This is a genomic window from Maribacter sp. MJ134 (genome assembly GCF_003970695.1).
Taxonomy (GTDB): domain Bacteria; phylum Bacteroidota; class Bacteroidia; order Flavobacteriales; family Flavobacteriaceae; genus Maribacter.
This window is the reverse complement of record NZ_CP034570.1, coordinates 1,100,084-1,117,414: the sequence shown is the minus strand read 5'-3', so window position 1 is coordinate 1,117,414 and position 17,331 is coordinate 1,100,084. Positions and strand designations below refer to the sequence as shown.

Below are 17,331 nucleotides of genomic sequence, written 5' to 3'. Positions count from 1 at the left end.
TAAGATAAGAAAGACCCTTCGGGGTCTTTTTTCGTTTTGAAAAGAATGAAACATATTTCGTACATTGAGAAGGTATGTTCAACGCCGTAGATTGGAAATATGTTTTAACGATTGTTGTAATCGTTTATCTTGTGATCAATATCCTCGTATATTTTTTACAGGATTTTTTAATGTTTAAACCGGAGAAGCTGGTAAAGGACTTTCAGTTTTACTATGAAAACCAGGAAATTGAGGAGTATAATATAGAAACCAGGGACGGTGCCATCATAAACGGACTCCGTTTTAAGACGCCAAACCCCAAAGGGGTGGTTTTTTACCTCAAGGGGAACTCCAAAAGCATCAAAGGCTGGGGTAAGTTCGCCGTGGATTTTATGCGTCACGGCTATGATGTTATTATGGTAGATTACCGTGGTTTTGGCAAAAGCACCGGCAGAAGAACCCAAAAAGCCATTAAGCGAGATCTACAGGTGGTCTACAATAAAATAAAGGATAACGTAGCGGAGAAATATATCATTCTTTACGGCCGTTCCCTAGGTTCCGGGTTTGCCACCAAATTGGCTTCCATGAACAACCCGCGCATGCTTATCTTGGACGCGCCTTACTACAGCTTAAGTAAGGTGGCCAAGAAATACGTGCCCTTTATGCCCTTGTCCTTGCTTATTAAATTTCCCATGCCCACCTATAAATGGTTGAAATACGTAAAGTGTCCCATACATATCATCCATGGTACGGATGATAGACTTATTCCCTATAAGACCAGCGTAAAACTTTCCAAAATACAACCTAAATCTACCACCTTACATTCTGTTATCGGTGGCGGACATAAGAACCTGAATACTTTTGAGGCTTACCATAAAATGTTGGCGGACATCATAACGTCCCGTCCAAAACCTGTAAATTTGGAAGGCTCCAGTATTAACGTAAAGCACTCCTCAAGAAAAACGAATGCGTAGACTTAAAAAAATTGGTATCGTACTAGCGGTATTATATGTATTGCTGCTCGGTGTCACCTATGCCTTTCAGGAAAAACTCATCTTTATCCCGTCCAAAATGCCGGCAAATCATGTGTATGATTTTTGCCAACCTTACGAGGAATTCTGGCTAGCCGCTCCAGATGGCGCTCGTTTGAATGCCGTACACATCCAGAACAATTCGCAAAAAGGGGTAGTGCTTTATTTTCATGGGAACTCGGGAAATATCTCGCATCTCATTCACGTAGCTAATTTAGTGACCCGTTACGATTACGATGCCATTTTCGTGGATTATAGAACCTACGGGAAAAGTACGGGAGAACTTAGCGAAGCTGCCATTAAAAGTGATGCGCAACTTTTTTACGACTATACCAAACAGCGCTACGATGAAAGTACGATCGTAGTATACGGGCGTTCTTTTGGGACAGGCGTAGCTTCTGGGTTAGCTGCAGAAAATAATCCTTGTAAGCTAATTTTAGAATCACCCTTTTATAGTGCGGTGGCACTTGGGAAACACCGTTTTCCTATATTTCCTATTGACCTATTGTCTAACTACCGCTTTCCTTCCAATGAATACGTGCAGCGCGTAAAATGCCCCATAACCATTATTCATGGCACGGCGGACCGTATTATTCCCTTTGAACAGGCACAGGACTTATTTACACAAGTACCTGATGGTCAAGGAACCTTTTATACGGTAGAGGGTGGCGGACACAATTACCTACAGGATTTTGATGTTTTTAAGAAGGCTATGGATACCGCTTTAAAATAGGGGTGGGGTTTAGTTATCGGTTTTGTATAGGAATAGTTGCAGGCTTCTAGTCACTTACTTTCGGTTTGTTATGGTAAACACTTTTATACTAGCGGTTAAACCACAATAATTTTACATCGTGTGGTACGGAGACTCTATTCTGTTAATCTACTCGAATAGTCATCTAATTTGTTCATGATTCCAAAAAAAGCATTAAGTCCTTCTTGATTTTGAATGTTGGTATTTACGAATAGAATGCGTCCTATCTTTGTTTTTTGATTAAAGAACATTAAAGACGAAACGCCAGGATCACCACCCGTATGACCTATATTATTAAATGATGAAAAACCCATAAAAATACCTGAGTTATATTCGTCATCATAGGGATTTTTTTCGTCTCTTTTTTCTTTGAAATTTTCCTCTGTCAATTGTATTTTAAAAAGTTGCTTATAACTTTCCTGAGTAAGGATCGTACCGTTCCCCGAATAGCCTTTAAGCAATTCCGTCAAGTATTTTCCTAAATCATTAATGTTCGTAATAAACCCACCATCTGGATATGTTATCAATGAATAAAAGGATAGTTTAGTTTCTCTGTCAGAATATAAAGTGGAGACATTTTCAAAATTAACAGTGTTATAGCTCCAACCTGAATCATTCATTCCCAATGGTTTCAAAATATGTTCAGTCGTGAAATCTGCGTATGATTTATTTGACACGATTTCAATAATATATGCACCTAGTGATGCGCCAACATTTGTATATTCAAAAAATTGATTTGGCTTGCTTGCCGTAAAAGCGTTAGTATTATACCATTTTCCATCTTTAGATAAGTAGTTTTCTAGAAATTCAGCTAAATCAATGTTAGTGTGTTTTGGATTGAAACTTTGAGGAATATTTTCAGGTTGTGCTAATGTGCTATCTACTACATCTTTTAGCACATAGGATTTACCCATATAGTTATCCGTATCTTTTATCGATGACGTATGTGTTGCTAATTGTTTTATGGTGATGTCAGCATCTGGAAAATTTGGATTTCTAACCTCAAAAGGCAGGTATTTGTTTACAGGGTCATCCAAATTTAAAAACCCTTTTTCTTGGGCTTTCATTAGGGCTAAGCCAATAAAGGTCTTTGAAACAGAAGCAATAGGTTGTAGTGTGTTCTCGGTATAAGGTTTTTTAGATTCTACATCTGCAAATCCTAATCCTTCTTTGTATAAAAAGCCTGAAGAATCAACTATTGCGACTCCCAATCCATTAAAATAGTTTTTATTTAAATTTTTGATTTCTACTGTTAAACTGTCCTTTATATAGACATTATTCGCAATTTTCTTGGTAGAATTTGGCTCTTCTTTACAAGATAAGATTAATAAAATTGCTGAAAGAGATAGCAGTAATTTGTTCATTATTATTTGTTTAAAAATGATTTTTTGTCCTATGGATTTTCTTATGCTTTCGTACAACCGTTAGATAAGCGGTATTTCAGTACTTCAATAAGCACAGTACAAATTCCATTTATCGGTTCTTAACGAAGATCGCTATTCTAAAAATTAATTCAAGTGTTCTTTCTGTAGATTATTAGAAAGTTCTGAACAGTAAAAGACGGTTGCTTTAAAAGAACATGGTAATGCAGAAGGTGACGGATACCATTATCTACAGGGTTTTGAAGACTTAAATAATGCCAGGGATATTACTTTAGGATAGGGGTGAAGTTTAGTTATCGGCTCTGTATAGGAATATTTGCGTGCCTGCTTGGGAGGAATTCAAAGGGAAAATCGGACCTAGCGAACGCGCAACTAATTTCGTTTAAGCTTAAAATAACAATTGTTTTTATACGCTATTGCCATTTCCTTGTCTTCTCATTTTATGAATATTACGCTAAATTCTTTTTGTGCTTTTGTTCGTTTGAATATATTAAATCAACGTTTTATTCCGCAACATTTTCAATTCCAATAGAAAGGACAATTCCGAAATTGCTAAATTCAGAAATCAATTCTCATGTATTCTTTTCTTCGCTTTCACGTACTATTACAAAATAGACAACATAAAGCCAACCTAAAATTCCGTGTACTAATGCGTAAAGAATTGATTTATTTCTATCCCAAGAAACGACTACGGCAATTACACTTCCTATACCAATTCCGTTTCTGACAACGGTTTGTTTAAGTCCAGAGACTCCAGTTTGTTGACTAAAGCATTCTAGGGAAAATAGTAGCAAAAAAATTAAGGTGAGTTTTGTTTTATTCATTATCAGTTTTTTTTCAGTTTGAATAAGCACAATGAATGCCTACGCGCACATATGTCGTGTGCTACCATTGTAGCAAGCTCAGATTAGGTTTCAATTATCTGTGATTACATGCGTCTTGGCGGCCCTTAGACGAGATAGCCGTCATGTAATCGTAATGTGTTATTTCTTAATTCCTTTCAATTTAACTCCTTTCCAACCCATTTGAACGTTGAAACTATCGTTTTCATTCTCAACAAACTCAAACGATTCAGGTTCTTTAGGGTCATCAAAGAAAGTGTTTTCTGATTCAGCTTTTAAGGTCGCTATCTGTTCTCCGTCTTGATACACTACCAAATTTTCATGCTCTACTTTAAAGGTCAATTCCAAATTACCCATATCTGCAAACGAATATGTTCCTTCATATCCGTTTAAAATTTCTGCGGATAATTTGATGGATTTTCTATTCAACTCCTTCGGAACATCATAAGGTTTGTTTTCCAATATTTTGGCAAAATCCTCCACTGTTTTTTGAAAAGGAACTTCTTCATAATTCGCTAAAAAGATGAAATTGTAATTGTATTCAAGATTTGTATATATCTCAACCCTAATTCCGTCAGAACCCCCACTTTTCTCAATGACATTTGATTCGTTTTGTAACAGCGAGGCAAATGGCTCATTTTTAACATGGTTTAAAAATTTGTTTAAGTCTGAGGCAGTTGAAAATATTCTCGCAGTTTTCAGTTCATCCGGTAAAACATTATCCACCTGCATAATTTTACCATCATCTTTTTCGTGGTTTTTTGCTAATTTTTTTAAGTTATCCTCTTTAAGGTAGAAATGCGCTCCTGAGTTTTTCATTTCCAAAGGTTGGAAAACATTGTCTGCCAAGCACTGGGCAAAGGATTGGTTAGAAACTTCTTGAATCACAAAATAAACAAGTTCATAAGCAACGTTAGAATATTGTTGCTCTGTTCCGGGTTCGAAAAGTAGCTTTTGCTTTTTGGCGTACTCAACTATTTGTTCTGATGATAAGTTAATGTTATCTTCTTCAACACCTTCTAAATTTCTTGGAAGTCCAGATGTGTGGTTGAGCAACATTTCTATGGTTATTTTGTCGCCATCAGGAAAGTCTGGAATGAACTTTTTAATTGATTCACTTTTTTTGATTTTTCCCTCGATCTCAAATTTTTCAATTAAGTAATGGGCCATTAACTTGGAAACAGAATGAATATCAAATTGACTTTCAGTTGTTACGTAAGTTGTGCTCTTTTTGTCTTGATTTAAATTATATACCTTATTAATAATCAAGGTGTCATTTTTTGAAGCAAATACAACTCCATTAAATTTCCCTATTGTATGAAGTGCCGAAAAGTATCCATCTACTTTTTCATTCAGTTTTTCAGTTTGATGTTGTGTATACTCTTTTGCTTTTTTATCCGTATTATTACAAGAGATTAAAATCATTGTTAGAACAAATATTGATAAAATCTGTCTCATAATTGGTTTGTTTCGAATGCACTACAACGCATAGCTAAGTGGAGTTTCAACACTTCGGCAAGCGCAGCACAGGTTCCATATATTCGTTGTTAACGAAGTTCGGTAATCTTCAAAGTGAAGTCAAGAGTTCTTACTAAAGTATGTACTAAAGTTTTGAACAGCAACCACCTATGATTAAACACTAAACCACAATTTTTTTATATGTTCCTGGTCTTAGTCTTCTCCATTCCGTTGTATATATTTGGGGTATGTTTCTCCATATAAAATTCAGGATTAGGTATTTCCGTAAATCCGAACTTTTTATAAAGCCATTCGGCTGTATCAGTTAATAAAATCCAGCGTCTTAATCCTTGCAGATTTGGGTGCTCCATTACTTCATTTATCAACCATTTACTTAGTCCCTTTCCTCTATATTCCTTAAGAACATAAACATCTCCTAAATATGCAATAGTGGAATAGTCCGAAATTATTCTAGCAAAGCCAATTTGTTCGTTTTTGTAGTAAAGCCCAAAATTTAAAGAGTTTTCAATTGATGTTTTTAAAGTATTGAATGGAATTCCTTTAGCCCAATCGGTTTCGTTTGCAAGGAATTTATGAATGCTTAAAACATCTAATTTATCCTTGTCAGTTGAAATGGTATAATCCTTTCTATGTGTTTCTCTAATTTTCAATTCAGTTTTCTTTGTTATGGCCAACGCTTAATAAGTGGACATCCAATACTTCGTCAAGCGCAGCGTAAGTAGTACTTATCGGTAAATAGCGAAGTTCGCTGTTCCTAAAATTTAATTCAAGTACTCTTTCCTTGGATTATTAGAAAGTTTTGAACACACAAAGACTTTTTTTCGGTAATCAATAAGGTAATTAAGGATAGTTGGAGTCACTTTGAAATTCCTTAGAAGTGATTTTGTAGCTTTTTTGAACTAGTATTTTGTATTTAAACCATTATCGCTTTTACATCGAGTGGTCGGTAGTTTTTATTCCTTACTTATAATGGGTGTGCAAATCTCAATGATAAATCCGTTGATATCTCTTACATAACCAACTTGTTGGCCCCAAGGTTTTGTTACTGTTTCTTCCAAAAGAACAGCACCGTTCTGTAGTGCGTTTTCCATTACTTTTTCGATAGCTAATGTGGTAAATGCTAATTCAATTCCAAACGGCTTTTCTGTCAAAGAACTAGTCATAAACCCTTTCTTAAAATTTGAGCTGCCAAGTTCAATATTGGCAAATGCGATTGTGGTTGTTCCCGATAATATTTCGCCATAGTCATTTTCAGGTGTGAGGAATTTTTCCTCAAATCCAAATGCTTTCTTATAGAACTCCATTGTTCTTGGAACGTCATTTACATAGAGAATGGTGTAAGCGTACTGAATGTCCATTTTTTATATTTTAAGTTCTCAACTAGCCATCTTAGTTTGATGCAAAGTTAGTACGACTCTAATAATTCTACTTTGTAAAAAAGCGACATTACCTAAAGTAGCTTGGGTTTTCTCCTGAAATTCTTTTGATTTCATGGTGCATATGTGCGTGGTCAAAAAATCCCGAATCGAAAGCAATTTCTAAAAGGCTTGTTTCCGTAAGGGATTTTATTAGTTTTTTAGTGTGGTTGAAGCGTACCACGTTTGAAAATTCCTTTATGGTCAAACCAATATAATTTTTAAAACGCCGCTCTAGTTGTCTTAAACTGATATTGTGGGCTATAGCTGCCGAGCCAATATCTATATTCCCTTTTAACGACCTAATCTTTTGTGCCACCGACAACACCAAGTTGTCCTGTCTTTGATAGTTTTTGTACAATGAAGTTAGTACAAGACTTTCTAGAAATTGGACTTTATCTCCCGTTTCTTCCCTATGGTTCAATTGGCTTGTTGTATACTCTTCACACACCGAAACTATCTGAGATAGCTCTGTTCTAAGGTTTTTGGTTTCATAAAGCGGCCTTTTACATAGTGAGCCAAAATTTTCGGTTTTTAAACGAACTCCTATTAAATCGGATTTCTTTGCCACTTTAATCATTTGAAAATTGGACATAATTCCGGATACAAAACCTTTATTCTTGGTCAGGTCAAATATCAAATCAACACATGTGTCAGGCAAAACCTTGAAGCACTCACCAACCTCAGTTGTGGAGAACGTCCAAAAGGAGTCAATTAAATGATTACATCTTTTTGATGGTCTTATTTCTTGGTACACTGTTTTTAAATTACTGTCAACGCTAGAGGAATAGTATCCTGCATTACCACAAACGCGGTACGGGTGTTGATATCGTATTTCACCCTACTTATTTCATTTTCTGACTTTCTTTAGCTAAAAAGTCATTTATAATTTTCACTTGTTTATCAATATCTTTTAGCTTTACGAAGCTATATATTAAACTTCTTTTTTTTCCGTCCGTTAGCTTGTCGAAAATTGCTTTTGAGTCCGAATCTTGCGCAAGAAAAACAGTTAGTACTTCTGGCATGTCAACCCCTAATTGGTCTGGGTCTTCATCAATTCTGTAATCGACTTCTTCTCCGAGCTCCTTATTTAGTTTCTCAAGATATTTTCCAGCCACGATTACATAAAAATTCCCATCGCCTAAATGATTCAAACCACAGCGATAAGAAACGTTAGCATCAATGGTGCAAATTATTCTTGTGGCTCTTTTTTTACTGAATTGGTTTATGATTTCTGTATCGAGTTTTAAGTAATAATAACCTCCCTTTCTTTTTTCGAGTTGTTTAATGGTTTGTTTACCTTGAAACGTTTTCATTACTAAAATACTTTTTGTGCAATAACTACAATTCGTTTTAACCCCAATTTACAAATCTTTAATTTTAGATTTATGGAGTTCAGTTATTGAATAATCCTTTTGTATTGATAATAGTGCCTCAAGGTTCGTAATTGCAGGACAAAGCCAATCGTCCTCAGTTACAGTTCTTATTGTAAAAGTCCACAACCTGAAAAACATATTTAAAGTCCTTTTCGGCTATTTTCTTCTGTGCTTCAGGACAGTCAGAAAGGTAGTCACTAACCGCTTTTTTTGCTATCTGGCTTCGTATATTCTCTGCGGGAATGAAAAAATTATCTTCAGTTTTCTTAATTAAACCAATTGATTCTAGATCGTTATTGTCATGGTCTATCCATTCCAATTCATAGTGAGATAATGTTCCTTTCGAAATCACTTTTAAAAAATGTTGAACACCATCTTGAAAGATATGGTATTCGGTATCAAGAAAACGACCATTTTTAAACAGTTTGGTTTCTTCATTTAATGTATAGCTTTTGTAATCGTATCCGTTTACGTTAAATGAAAGTACTTTTTTCCGCTTAAAGCTTCTTTTTCTTCCATTTACGTCTGTCAGTCTTATTCTCCCGTAAAATTCACTAAGCGCGAACCCTTCCTTAAAATAATCGACCTTGCCGTAAAACTTCTCCCCTGTAATCAGCACAATATGATCTAAAGGTACGTTTTCTGGAAGGGCAATTGTACGGCAGGACGTGAGATACAGCGTGACAACGAGACAAAATAAATACCTTCTAACTTTCATATAATAGTAATGTTTACTGCTGAGATTGATATTTGTGTATATGGTGTCCTAAGGTTCTAAAGGTAGAGTTTAACTACTTCATCAATCACAGCACAGATTCCTTTTATCGGTTCTTTACGAAGTTAACCATTCCCCAATTTCAATTCATATAGTCTCCACTTGGTAGTAAGAAAGTTCTGAACAGCCCTGAATAAGCCATTAGCTGTTAATCGAACAAATCAGAGGACAAGTAACGGTCACCTCTATCACAAATAATGGAAACAATGACCCCTTGGTCCAGTTGAGCGGCCAAACGTAATGCTACGGTCGCTGCACCGCCACTGCTCATTCCAGAGAAGATGCCTTCTTCCTTAGCTAATCTTTTGGCCATACTCCTTGCTTCCGCTTCGCTAACCTCCATGACCGTGTCTACTTTCTTCGCATCAAAAATTTTGGGTAAATAGGCCTTGGGCCATTTGCGTATCCCAGGTATCTTGGAATTATCAGTAGGTTGTACCCCCACAATTTGCACACCTTCGTTTTGCTCTTTTAAATAGGTGGAGGTACCCATAATGGTCCCTGTGGTGCCCATAGAGGAGACAAAATGGGTGACCTGTCCGTTCGTATCGTTCCAAATTTCTGGCCCCGTGGTTTTGTAATGCGCTTTCCAGTTATCCGGATTTCCAAACTGGTTCAGCATAATGAAACCCTCTTTATTCACCTTTTCCTCGGCATAGTCCCGCGCTCCTTCAATACCAACACTTGCTGGAGTCAAGGTAACTTTGGCGCCATAGGCCCGCATGGTCTGTACGCGTTCTTTGGTAGAATTTTCGGGCATCACCAACTCGATGTCCAAACCATAAATACCGGCTATCATGGCCAAAGCAATACCCGTATTGCCGCTCGTGGCTTCTATCAATTTATCGCTGGTTTTTATGCTTCCCGTTTCCAGTCCGCTTTTAATCATATTATAGGCGGCCCTGTCCTTAACGCTACCGCCAGGGTTATGACCCTCCATCTTAAAGAAAAGCTTCACATTGGGATTGGTGTTCAGTACGCGGGATGCTACCAAAGGTGTGTTTCCTATTAAATCTAAAATGCGGTTAGACATTGGGTAAGGTTTTAATTTTTATTTCTGGTGTATGGAACACGGTGGAATGTGCGGGAACTGAAGCGGTAAGCCATGCGTTTCCGCCGATTACGCTGTTGGCTCCGATGACCGTTTCACCTCCTAATATCGTGGCATTAGCGTAAATGGTTACATTATCTTCTATGGTCGGGTGCCGTTTGGTTTTTTGCAAATGCTTGGCCACATAAAGTCCGCCTAAGGTTACACCTTGGTATATTTTTACATCATTTTTTATGATAGCGGTCTCCCCGATAACCACGCCTGTGCCATGGTCTATATGAAAGGATTTTCCGATTTGGGCGCCAGGGTTAATATCAACGCCGGTCTGCCGATGCGCATATTCTGTCATTAAGCGCGGTACGAGCGGAAAACCTGTTTGGTATAACTCATGGGCCAATCTGTAGATGGCAATGGCATAGAAGCCTGGGTAGGCCATATACACCTCTTCAATGGATAAGGAGGCAGGGTCACAGTTCACGGTAGCCTCTGCATCAAGATTTAAACTTTCTAAAATGGTGGGGAGTTTTGCTACGTAGTTTTCCCAGACCTTTTTACAAGGTTTTTCACTTTCCCAGCAGGCTAAATCCACAAGGTTGTCAAACTGTTGTTCTAAGATTTCAAGATTGCCGGAGACCGGAGTTTCGATATCGAATAGGGTATAGAAAAGCAAATTCGTAAAAGTTTCCGTATCTCTTTTAAGACGAAACCTGAGATTAGGCTGTTTCTTATGCTTGTTGATACTGGTAATGATAGATTGATGATCCATAGGTTGTACTTAACTCGGTATCCGAGATTTGAAATAGGCCGAGGTTTTCTCGGGAGTTAATCCTGATTTCCCCGTTCTGCGCCCTGGCTTGTTATAAGGTTATTTCTAAAACCAAAATTAACCAATTAATACTATCGTCTTAAGGGCAAATGGTTAACTTTAGCTTAAAATAACAAGACCTAAGTCGTATGTTACATCCTGCTATTACCAAACCAACGCTACAATTTTTAACGGACCTCAAGGAAAATAATAATCGGGAGTGGTTTGCCGAACATAAGGGGCAATTTAAACTACGGGAAACGGAAGCAAAAGCTTTCTTTAACGAGGTGTTGGAGAAAATGAAAACGCACGATGAAATAGAAAAATTAAAAGTCTTTCGGATTTATAGGGATGTCCGCTTTTCCAAAAATAAAACCCCTTATAAATTTAATTTCTCCGCTTCCTATACTAGAGCGGGAAAACAACGCCGGGGTGGCTATTACCTTCATGTTCAGCCACAGGGTAGTTTTGTCGCTGCTGGTTTTTGGGCACCGGAAAAGGAAGACCTGTTGCGAATTAGAAAAGAATGGCAGATAGACCCGAGCGATTTTCGTGAGATAATGAGCAAAAAAGCGTTCAAAGACGTTTGGGGAGCACTAGCGGGTGATGAATTAAAGACCGCTCCAAAGGGGTTTGATAAGGAAGACCCCAATATTGACCTCATTCGCAAAAAGCAGTATATTTTTGTTAGGAATTTTAGCGATAAAGAGGTCTTGTCAGCAAACTTTTCGGATACCGTCAATGCCTCCTTTAAGGCGATACGACCTTATTTTGATTTAATGAGTGCGGTGTTGACCACTAATCTTAACGGGGAATCGCTATTGGACTAAAGCCTCTTTTTCAAAATATTGAATTTGGTCCTGCAGGCGTTTTATCACCATATTGATGATTCTTTTGTTGAGGGCGGATGAATTTTGAATATAGTTCGTATATTCTTCAACAGTGAACTGCCCCATGATGATACCTTTTACGGAGTTCCTATATTTGATGTCCTTCTGTAGGGCATTGGCAATATAATCCATGCGCTTTTCTAACCGTAATTCATAAAAAGTATTTTTAGTTTTTACGATGTAGTTTTGGAAAGAGGCCAGCAACAAATCGTTCTGAAATTTTATGATGGGGCGGAGGGTTTCATTTTGAAAACGCTCATCCGGACTCATATTAGAATGTATTCTTGCCGAAGTAATTTCTGGACGAATTTGTTTTAAACTGTGGGACCTATCGTGCATGTCAATCTTGTTTTTCTAAAGGTAGCCAATAAGAAAGGGTGCTTTTGAAGTGCGGATATTAGTTTTTAACGGGTTTATAAACAGTGAACCCGACCTCTACACTATAAATTATTGGTTATTTTTATGGGAAATTTGACAAGACATGAAATTTGGAAAGGTAGAGCAGCCAGAAGGTATTGATTTTACATTACCTACGGACCACAAAGAGACGGCCGTGGTGTTAAATAAGATAGACCAAAAAGACCCTTTTACCATGCACGTAGGTTGTGCAAAATGGAACAAGCAAGACCTTAAGAATTTTTACCCTAGGGGCACTAAGGATGAGTTGGCCTATTATTCCACACAGTTTAATTCCATTGAGCTCAACGCTACTTTTTATCGCATATTCCCTTCTGAAACCTATGAAAAGTGGAATGCGAAAACTCCCGCTAATTTTACCTTTTTTCCTAAAATAGTTCAAAATGTAAGTCATTTAAGACGTTTAAATGACCAAGCTTATCCTGTTTTGGACCAGTATTTGACCAATACCGCCAATCTATCCAGTAAGTTGGGTACCATGTTCTTGCAAATGCACAATAATTTTGCACCGAAAGACTGGGACAGGGTAGTACGCTTTGTAGAACGGTGGCCAAAAGAATTTCGGTTGGCAATGGAATTTAGGCATACGGATTGGTTCAATGACGAAAAAGTAGCTCAGGAGCTCTACCATTTACTCGAAGAAAACGGCATTGCCAATATTTTGGTGGATACTGCGGGAAGACGGGATATCATGCACATGAGACTTACCAATGACGAAGCCTTTGTTAGATATGTGGGCGCTAACCATAAGAGCGATTATACGCGCTTGGACGAGTGGGTGACTAGGTTGGAGGCATGGAAGGAACAAGGTCTGAGAAAAGTGAATTTTTTCATTCATCAGAATATGGAATTGGAATCTCCTTTGTTATCGGCCTATTTTATTAAAAAACTTAACGAAAGACTTCATACGGACCTTACGGTTCCTAAAACACTGGTTGACCCACCAAGCTTATTCTAAACGACATAGTACTTGGCTTGATGTTAATTTCCGATGGGGCCATCGGCTAAAGCGGTCTAATTTTGCCTATTTTAAAATTCCAACAGGGTATATTTACTTATTGTTCATTTTCCCGATAGTGTAGTTGGCAATTTGGTAAATCGGAGTGTTAAAAGTGGTTTTGGGTAAGTTTCAAATGATTTTCAATCTAATTTTGTAGTATTAATAATACTATACTATGAAATTTCACACAAGGAAATTAGTTAAGCCAGAGGATTTAAATTCTAACGGTACCCTGTTCGGTGGTAAGGTGTTGGCGTGGATAGATGAAGAGGCGGCCCTATACAGTATTGTTCAATTGGAGAATGCCAAAATCGTTACGAAATATATGTCCGAAATCAACTTTATGAGTGCCGCCGTGCAAGGTGACATCGTTGAGATAGGGATAGAGGTAGTAAAATTCGGTAAAACCTCTTTGACATTGAACTGCGAGGTGCGTAATAAAATGAACCATGAGACCATTGTCACCGTAGACAATATTATCATGGTCAACCTAGGAGAAGATGGCAAGCCCGCGGCTCATGGGAAGACAAAGGTAGAGTTCGTTGCCGATAGGCTCGCTGCCGCTCAGTCTTAATTCATGGCCATTTCTTTGGCTACGGCTTGGACCTCGTCCAGTACACGCAGTAAGTTGGCACCCCAGAGCTTTTCTATTTCCTTTTCCGTGTAGCCTCTTTTCACTAATTCCAAGGTTACGTTAAAGGTTTCGGAAGCGTCCGACCATCCTTCTATTCCTCCGCCACCATCAAAATCGGAACTGATACCTACATGGTCTATTCCAATCAGTTTCACCATATAGTCTATGTGGTCAACAAAGTCGGATACATTTACGGCCTCTGGCACGTCCGTCATTCCCTTAACCATGTCTTTACCCATTTGGGTTACTTTAGGATAATTCTCTAGAAAAGCCTCTTTCTGGTCATCTGTTAAATTTCGAAATTCAGAACGGTCATACCAATCTATGGCTAAAGAGTCCGCTATTTTTTCATAGAGCCCTTTCATATAAGCGGCACGCGCTTCGTGCTTTTCCGTATTCAAATAAGAGCTAAAGGCCACGGTCTGCACTACACCACCGTTTTCTTTCATTAATTTTAGCTGCTCATCGTCTAAATTTCTACTATGACCACAGAGCGCTCTTGCCGAGGAATGTGAGGCAATAATGGGCGCTTTGGACAAAGCGATCATTTGCTTCATGGATTCTTTTGAAGGGTGAGAAACATCAATCATCATTCCCAACCTATTCATCTCTTTTACAGCCTTTTTACCTAAGTCACTTAAACCATTATGTAGCCAAACGGAGTCCTTTTCTCCCGTATTGGAGTCGCAGAATTGACTATGCCCGTTGTGCGAAAGTGATATATAACGCGCACCTAGCTCGTGGTACTTTGTAAATTCGGAAAGGTCCTCACCGATAGGATAGGCATTTTCTACCCCGATCATGGCAACTTTTTTACCTGAGGCATCAATGCGGCGAACATCTTCAGAAGTCAAGGCAAGTTCAATTTCTTCGGGCGCAATTTCTTCACAAAGCCTATGGATGGCATCAAACTTGGCCATGGCATTTTCCTTTGCCTTGGTATAACCTTCTTTGGTAAGTGTATCCTGTCCCGTGTAAACGATGAGCCAAGAAACATCCAATCCACCTTCCTCCATTTTCGGAAGATTAATCTGCGTATTCAAACGTTGGGTGTAGTTGATACTATCCGTAAAATTCTTGACATTGATGTCATTGTGGGTATCAATCGTTATTACTTTTTCATGGATTCGTTTTGCAATATCTTCAGTCGATTCCACTTCCTTTTTCTCCTCGTTCGCACAAGAAAACAGTAATAAAACACAGAGTATGTAGCTTAATCCTTTCATCGTTTATTTTTTTAGACCTACAAATAAAGCCTATTCACAACAAAAAAGGAAGTGTAGGGAACATTTAATTGTCAGCAGTAGCGAAAAGCAGGATTTTTAAGATTGTATGAAACTATATTATTTACCCCAAAAGGAATCTTAACCTATGTCAATTTTGAAAACAAAAGACTTACTGAGTCAATTGGCCCAATTGGAATCATCCCTAAATGATTTTTCCTTTGAGGAGTTGACTACCGAGGAAGCAGCTTTGTTGAAAACGTCTTTCAATACATTTAGAAATCGTTTAGAGAAACGTATTCTAAATCCCAATGAAGTCGTAACTTCTGAAAAGACGAAAAAGAATTCCGAGGATGTTATTAAGAAGGATGCAAACGACAGCAAACTCATTGCCCATATTAGTCACGAGATACGAACGCCGTTAAACGGAATCATTGGTTTTGCCAATTTGCTTCGAGACGAGAAACTTAATCCTAGTCAACTTAAAAAAGTGGACGCTATCCAAAATGCTTCTTATAATCTGCGCGATATTATTAACGAGGTATTGGAATACTCCAAAATTACTTCGGGAGTAGATGGCTTGGATATTATAGACTTTAATTTTCGTGGTCTAGTGAACGATGTCATCTTTCTATGTCAGACCTTAATCCTCGATAAAAGAGTGGATTTAAGGGTTTCTATAGACTCAAAGATACCTAAAACCATAATCGGGGATCCCTCAAAATTGTCCCAAGTGCTGCTGAACCTTTTAGGAAACGCTATAAAATTCGTGGATAAAGGTCATATCGAATTAGCCGTGGGTATACAACGTAAAGCACAGGACGACTACGTATTGGAATTTAAAGTCACGGACACAGGAATTGGCATTCCGCAGGAAAAACTGAAAACGATTTTTGAAAGCTTCAAACAAGCCCAGAAAGATACTTTCAATACCTATGGAGGAACGGGGCTTGGACTAAGTATCGTAAAAGAATTGATAGAAAAGCAAAATGGGGAAATCTCCGTTGTTAGTGTTGAAGGTGAAGGAACAACCTTCACGTTTACCATTCCTTACAAAAAGGGAAAAGCAATCAATATTCCTGCAAAGAAAGTTAATACCATAAATATTGAAAAAGGCAGAGCACTGCTCAGAGGAGCTAAAATTTTAGTTTTTGAAGATAATCTGATGAACCAGCACCTTATTACAGAACAACTTCATAAATGGGGATGTAAGGTGTATATCACTGCAGATGCAGAAAAAGGATTGACCATATTAGAAACCGATGCCATAGACCTTATCCTCATGGATTTGAAAATGCCGAATAGGGACGGTTTCGAGATTTCTGAAGAAATACGATCAAAAACGCATCTAGAACATGTTCCCATAATAGCGCTAAGCGCAGATTTTACGGTACATGACCAAGAGCGCTGCGTAAGCGCCGGGATTAACGATTTTTTACTAAAACCATATACCTTGGACGAACTTCTCATAAAAGTACTCAAAAACAGAAAGGAGAAATCCTTTACGCCAGAAAGCAAGGACTTGCTTAAAAAGGAAACCATCTCAAAAGACACAGCAAATTCATTTGACCTTCAACATATCCTTGGGGAGTGTTTCGGAGAAATAGATATGCTCCGGGAACTGGTAAGACTTTTTAAACAAAATGTCTACGAATTTATAGGAGCAACGAAAATAGGACTTGGAACGAGCGACTTTAAAGAAATTTCATTATGTGCACATAAACTCAAAGCAAGTTTATCCATGTTCAAAGCGCTGCAACTAAGAGATATTATTGTAGCTATGGAGAAAAGCTCTATGGCAAAGAACGGAGAAGAAACGTCTAGGCTGTTTCTAGACTTTTTAAACAGCTACCCGTCTTTTGAGAATCAAATAGATACCGCTTTAAACAAGCTTAAATAGGAATAATGGTAAAGAAACGTGTTTTATTGGCAGATGATGATGAACTCTTGGCTTCCTTGCTTGACTTTAGGTTGAAAAAGAGCGGTTATGAAGTACACCATTCTTCTGATGGTAAGCAGGTAAAGGAATATTTAGAGACCGAAATGCCGGACATTATCGTTAGTGACATCATGATGCCCTATTTTTCGGGAATAGAACTTATAAACTATGTACGTAAGGATTTAGACTCCAAAACCCCGATTATTATCATCTCATCGGCAGGTAATGAAGAGAATGTGCTGAGTGCCTTTGAACTTGGGGCGAATGATTTTATTTCAAAACCCGTGAGTCCCTCTGAACTAATGGTGCGACTCGCCAGAGAGCTAAACAAATCACAATAAT

Annotated in this window: 19 protein-coding genes; 7 read left to right on the top strand and 12 right to left on the bottom strand. The window is 37.9% G+C overall.

Annotated elements, in window-relative coordinates; genetic code table 11:
* Window positions 1-74: 74 nt before the first annotated feature.
* Both EJ994_RS04890 and EJ994_RS04885 read left to right on the top strand, forming a co-directional pair.
* Window positions 75-953, top strand: a complete 879-nt coding sequence (locus tag EJ994_RS04890) for an alpha/beta hydrolase (RefSeq protein ID WP_126591470.1) — start codon at window positions 75-77, stop codon at window positions 951-953.
* Window positions 946-1,743 (top strand): alpha/beta hydrolase, encoded by a 798-nt coding sequence (locus EJ994_RS04885; protein ID WP_126591469.1) that lies wholly within the window; start codon window positions 946-948, stop codon window positions 1,741-1,743. The genes EJ994_RS04890 and EJ994_RS04885 overlap by 8 nt, the downstream gene beginning before the upstream one ends.
* A 134-nt stretch (window positions 1,744-1,877) precedes the next feature.
* Here EJ994_RS04885 and EJ994_RS04880 read toward each other — a convergent pair whose 3' ends face one another.
* The 10 genes from EJ994_RS04880 to epsC all read right to left on the bottom strand — a co-directional run bounded on the left by EJ994_RS04880 (window position 1,878) and on the right by epsC (window position 10,847).
* Window positions 1,878-3,125, bottom strand: coding sequence for a serine hydrolase domain-containing protein (locus EJ994_RS04880; RefSeq protein ID WP_126591468.1), 1,248 nt, complete (start codon window positions 3,123-3,125; stop codon window positions 1,878-1,880).
* Between the two features lie 590 nt (window positions 3,126-3,715).
* Window positions 3,716-3,967, bottom strand: coding sequence for a hypothetical protein (locus EJ994_RS04875; protein ID WP_126591467.1), 252 nt, complete (start codon window positions 3,965-3,967; stop codon window positions 3,716-3,718).
* 159 nt (window positions 3,968-4,126) lie between these two features.
* On the bottom strand, window positions 4,127-5,443 hold the full coding sequence (locus EJ994_RS04870) for a serine hydrolase domain-containing protein (RefSeq protein ID WP_126591466.1): 1,317 nt from the start codon (window positions 5,441-5,443) through the stop codon (window positions 4,127-4,129).
* A 197-nt stretch (window positions 5,444-5,640) separates the two neighbouring features.
* A complete protein-coding gene (locus EJ994_RS04865; RefSeq protein ID WP_126591465.1) occupies window positions 5,641-6,114 on the bottom strand; it encodes a GNAT family N-acetyltransferase in 474 nt (157 codons plus the stop codon).
* A gap of 303 nt (window positions 6,115-6,417) precedes the next feature.
* The gene (locus EJ994_RS04860) at window positions 6,418-6,822 is read right to left on the bottom strand and encodes a VOC family protein (protein WP_126591464.1); all 405 of its coding nucleotides are present in this window, start codon (window positions 6,820-6,822) and stop codon (window positions 6,418-6,420) included.
* A gap of 88 nt (window positions 6,823-6,910) precedes the next feature.
* Complete coding sequence (locus tag EJ994_RS04855) at window positions 6,911-7,636, bottom strand: helix-turn-helix domain-containing protein (RefSeq protein ID WP_317128096.1); 726 nt, start codon at window positions 7,634-7,636, stop codon at window positions 6,911-6,913.
* Window positions 7,637-7,724: 88 nt separating this feature from the next.
* Complete coding sequence (locus EJ994_RS04850; RefSeq protein ID WP_126591462.1) at window positions 7,725-8,195, bottom strand: DUF1905 domain-containing protein; 471 nt, start codon at window positions 8,193-8,195, stop codon at window positions 7,725-7,727.
* 154 nt (window positions 8,196-8,349) lie between these two features.
* Window positions 8,350-8,973 carry a hypothetical protein gene (locus EJ994_RS04845; RefSeq protein ID WP_126591461.1) on the bottom strand — a complete coding sequence of 208 codons (624 nt, stop codon included), beginning with the start codon at window positions 8,971-8,973 and terminating at the stop codon, window positions 8,350-8,352.
* 205 nt (window positions 8,974-9,178) lie between these two features.
* A complete protein-coding gene (cysM, locus tag EJ994_RS04840; protein WP_126591460.1) occupies window positions 9,179-10,063 on the bottom strand; it encodes a cysteine synthase CysM in 885 nt (294 codons plus the stop codon).
* Entirely contained in the window at window positions 10,056-10,847 is a 792-nt protein-coding gene (gene epsC / locus EJ994_RS04835; RefSeq protein ID WP_126591459.1) for a serine O-acetyltransferase EpsC, read from the bottom strand. Before epsC ends, cysM begins: the two co-directional genes overlap by 8 nt.
* A 188-nt stretch (window positions 10,848-11,035) precedes the next feature.
* On the opposite strand from epsC, the gene EJ994_RS04830 reads away from it, so the two are divergent.
* On the top strand, window positions 11,036-11,716 hold the full coding sequence (locus EJ994_RS04830) for a DUF2461 domain-containing protein (RefSeq protein ID WP_126591458.1): 681 nt from the start codon (window positions 11,036-11,038) through the stop codon (window positions 11,714-11,716).
* Here EJ994_RS04830 and EJ994_RS04825 read toward each other — a convergent pair.
* Entirely contained in the window at window positions 11,705-12,115 is a 411-nt protein-coding gene (locus tag EJ994_RS04825; protein ID WP_126591457.1) for a glyoxalase, read from the bottom strand. The genes EJ994_RS04830 and EJ994_RS04825 overlap by 12 nt on opposite strands.
* A gap of 142 nt (window positions 12,116-12,257) precedes the next feature.
* Here EJ994_RS04825 and EJ994_RS04820 point away from each other — a divergent pair, with 142 nt between their 5' ends.
* Together EJ994_RS04820 and EJ994_RS04815 are read left to right on the top strand one after the other, a co-directional pair.
* Window positions 12,258-13,151, top strand: coding sequence for a DUF72 domain-containing protein (locus tag EJ994_RS04820; RefSeq protein ID WP_126591456.1), 894 nt, complete (start codon window positions 12,258-12,260; stop codon window positions 13,149-13,151).
* 217 nt (window positions 13,152-13,368) lie between these two features.
* The gene (locus EJ994_RS04815) at window positions 13,369-13,767 is read left to right on the top strand and encodes an acyl-CoA thioesterase (RefSeq protein WP_126591455.1); all 399 of its coding nucleotides are present in this window, start codon (window positions 13,369-13,371) and stop codon (window positions 13,765-13,767) included.
* On the opposite strand, the gene EJ994_RS04810 is transcribed toward EJ994_RS04815, so the two are convergent.
* Window positions 13,764-15,053 carry a dipeptidase gene (locus EJ994_RS04810; protein WP_126591454.1) on the bottom strand — a complete coding sequence of 430 codons (1,290 nt, stop codon included), beginning with the start codon at window positions 15,051-15,053 and terminating at the stop codon, window positions 13,764-13,766. The genes EJ994_RS04815 and EJ994_RS04810 overlap by 4 nt on opposite strands.
* A gap of 154 nt (window positions 15,054-15,207) precedes the next feature.
* Here EJ994_RS04810 and EJ994_RS04805 point away from each other — a divergent pair, with 154 nt between their 5' ends.
* Both EJ994_RS04805 and EJ994_RS04800 read left to right on the top strand, forming a co-directional pair.
* Window positions 15,208-16,950: an ATP-binding protein gene (locus EJ994_RS04805; protein WP_164721427.1), complete on the top strand. Its 1,743-nt coding sequence runs from the start codon at window positions 15,208-15,210 to the stop codon at window positions 16,948-16,950.
* 5 nt (window positions 16,951-16,955) lie between these two features.
* Entirely contained in the window at window positions 16,956-17,330 is a 375-nt protein-coding gene (locus EJ994_RS04800) for a response regulator transcription factor (RefSeq protein ID WP_126591452.1), read from the top strand.
* Window position 17,331 lies beyond the last annotated feature (1 nt).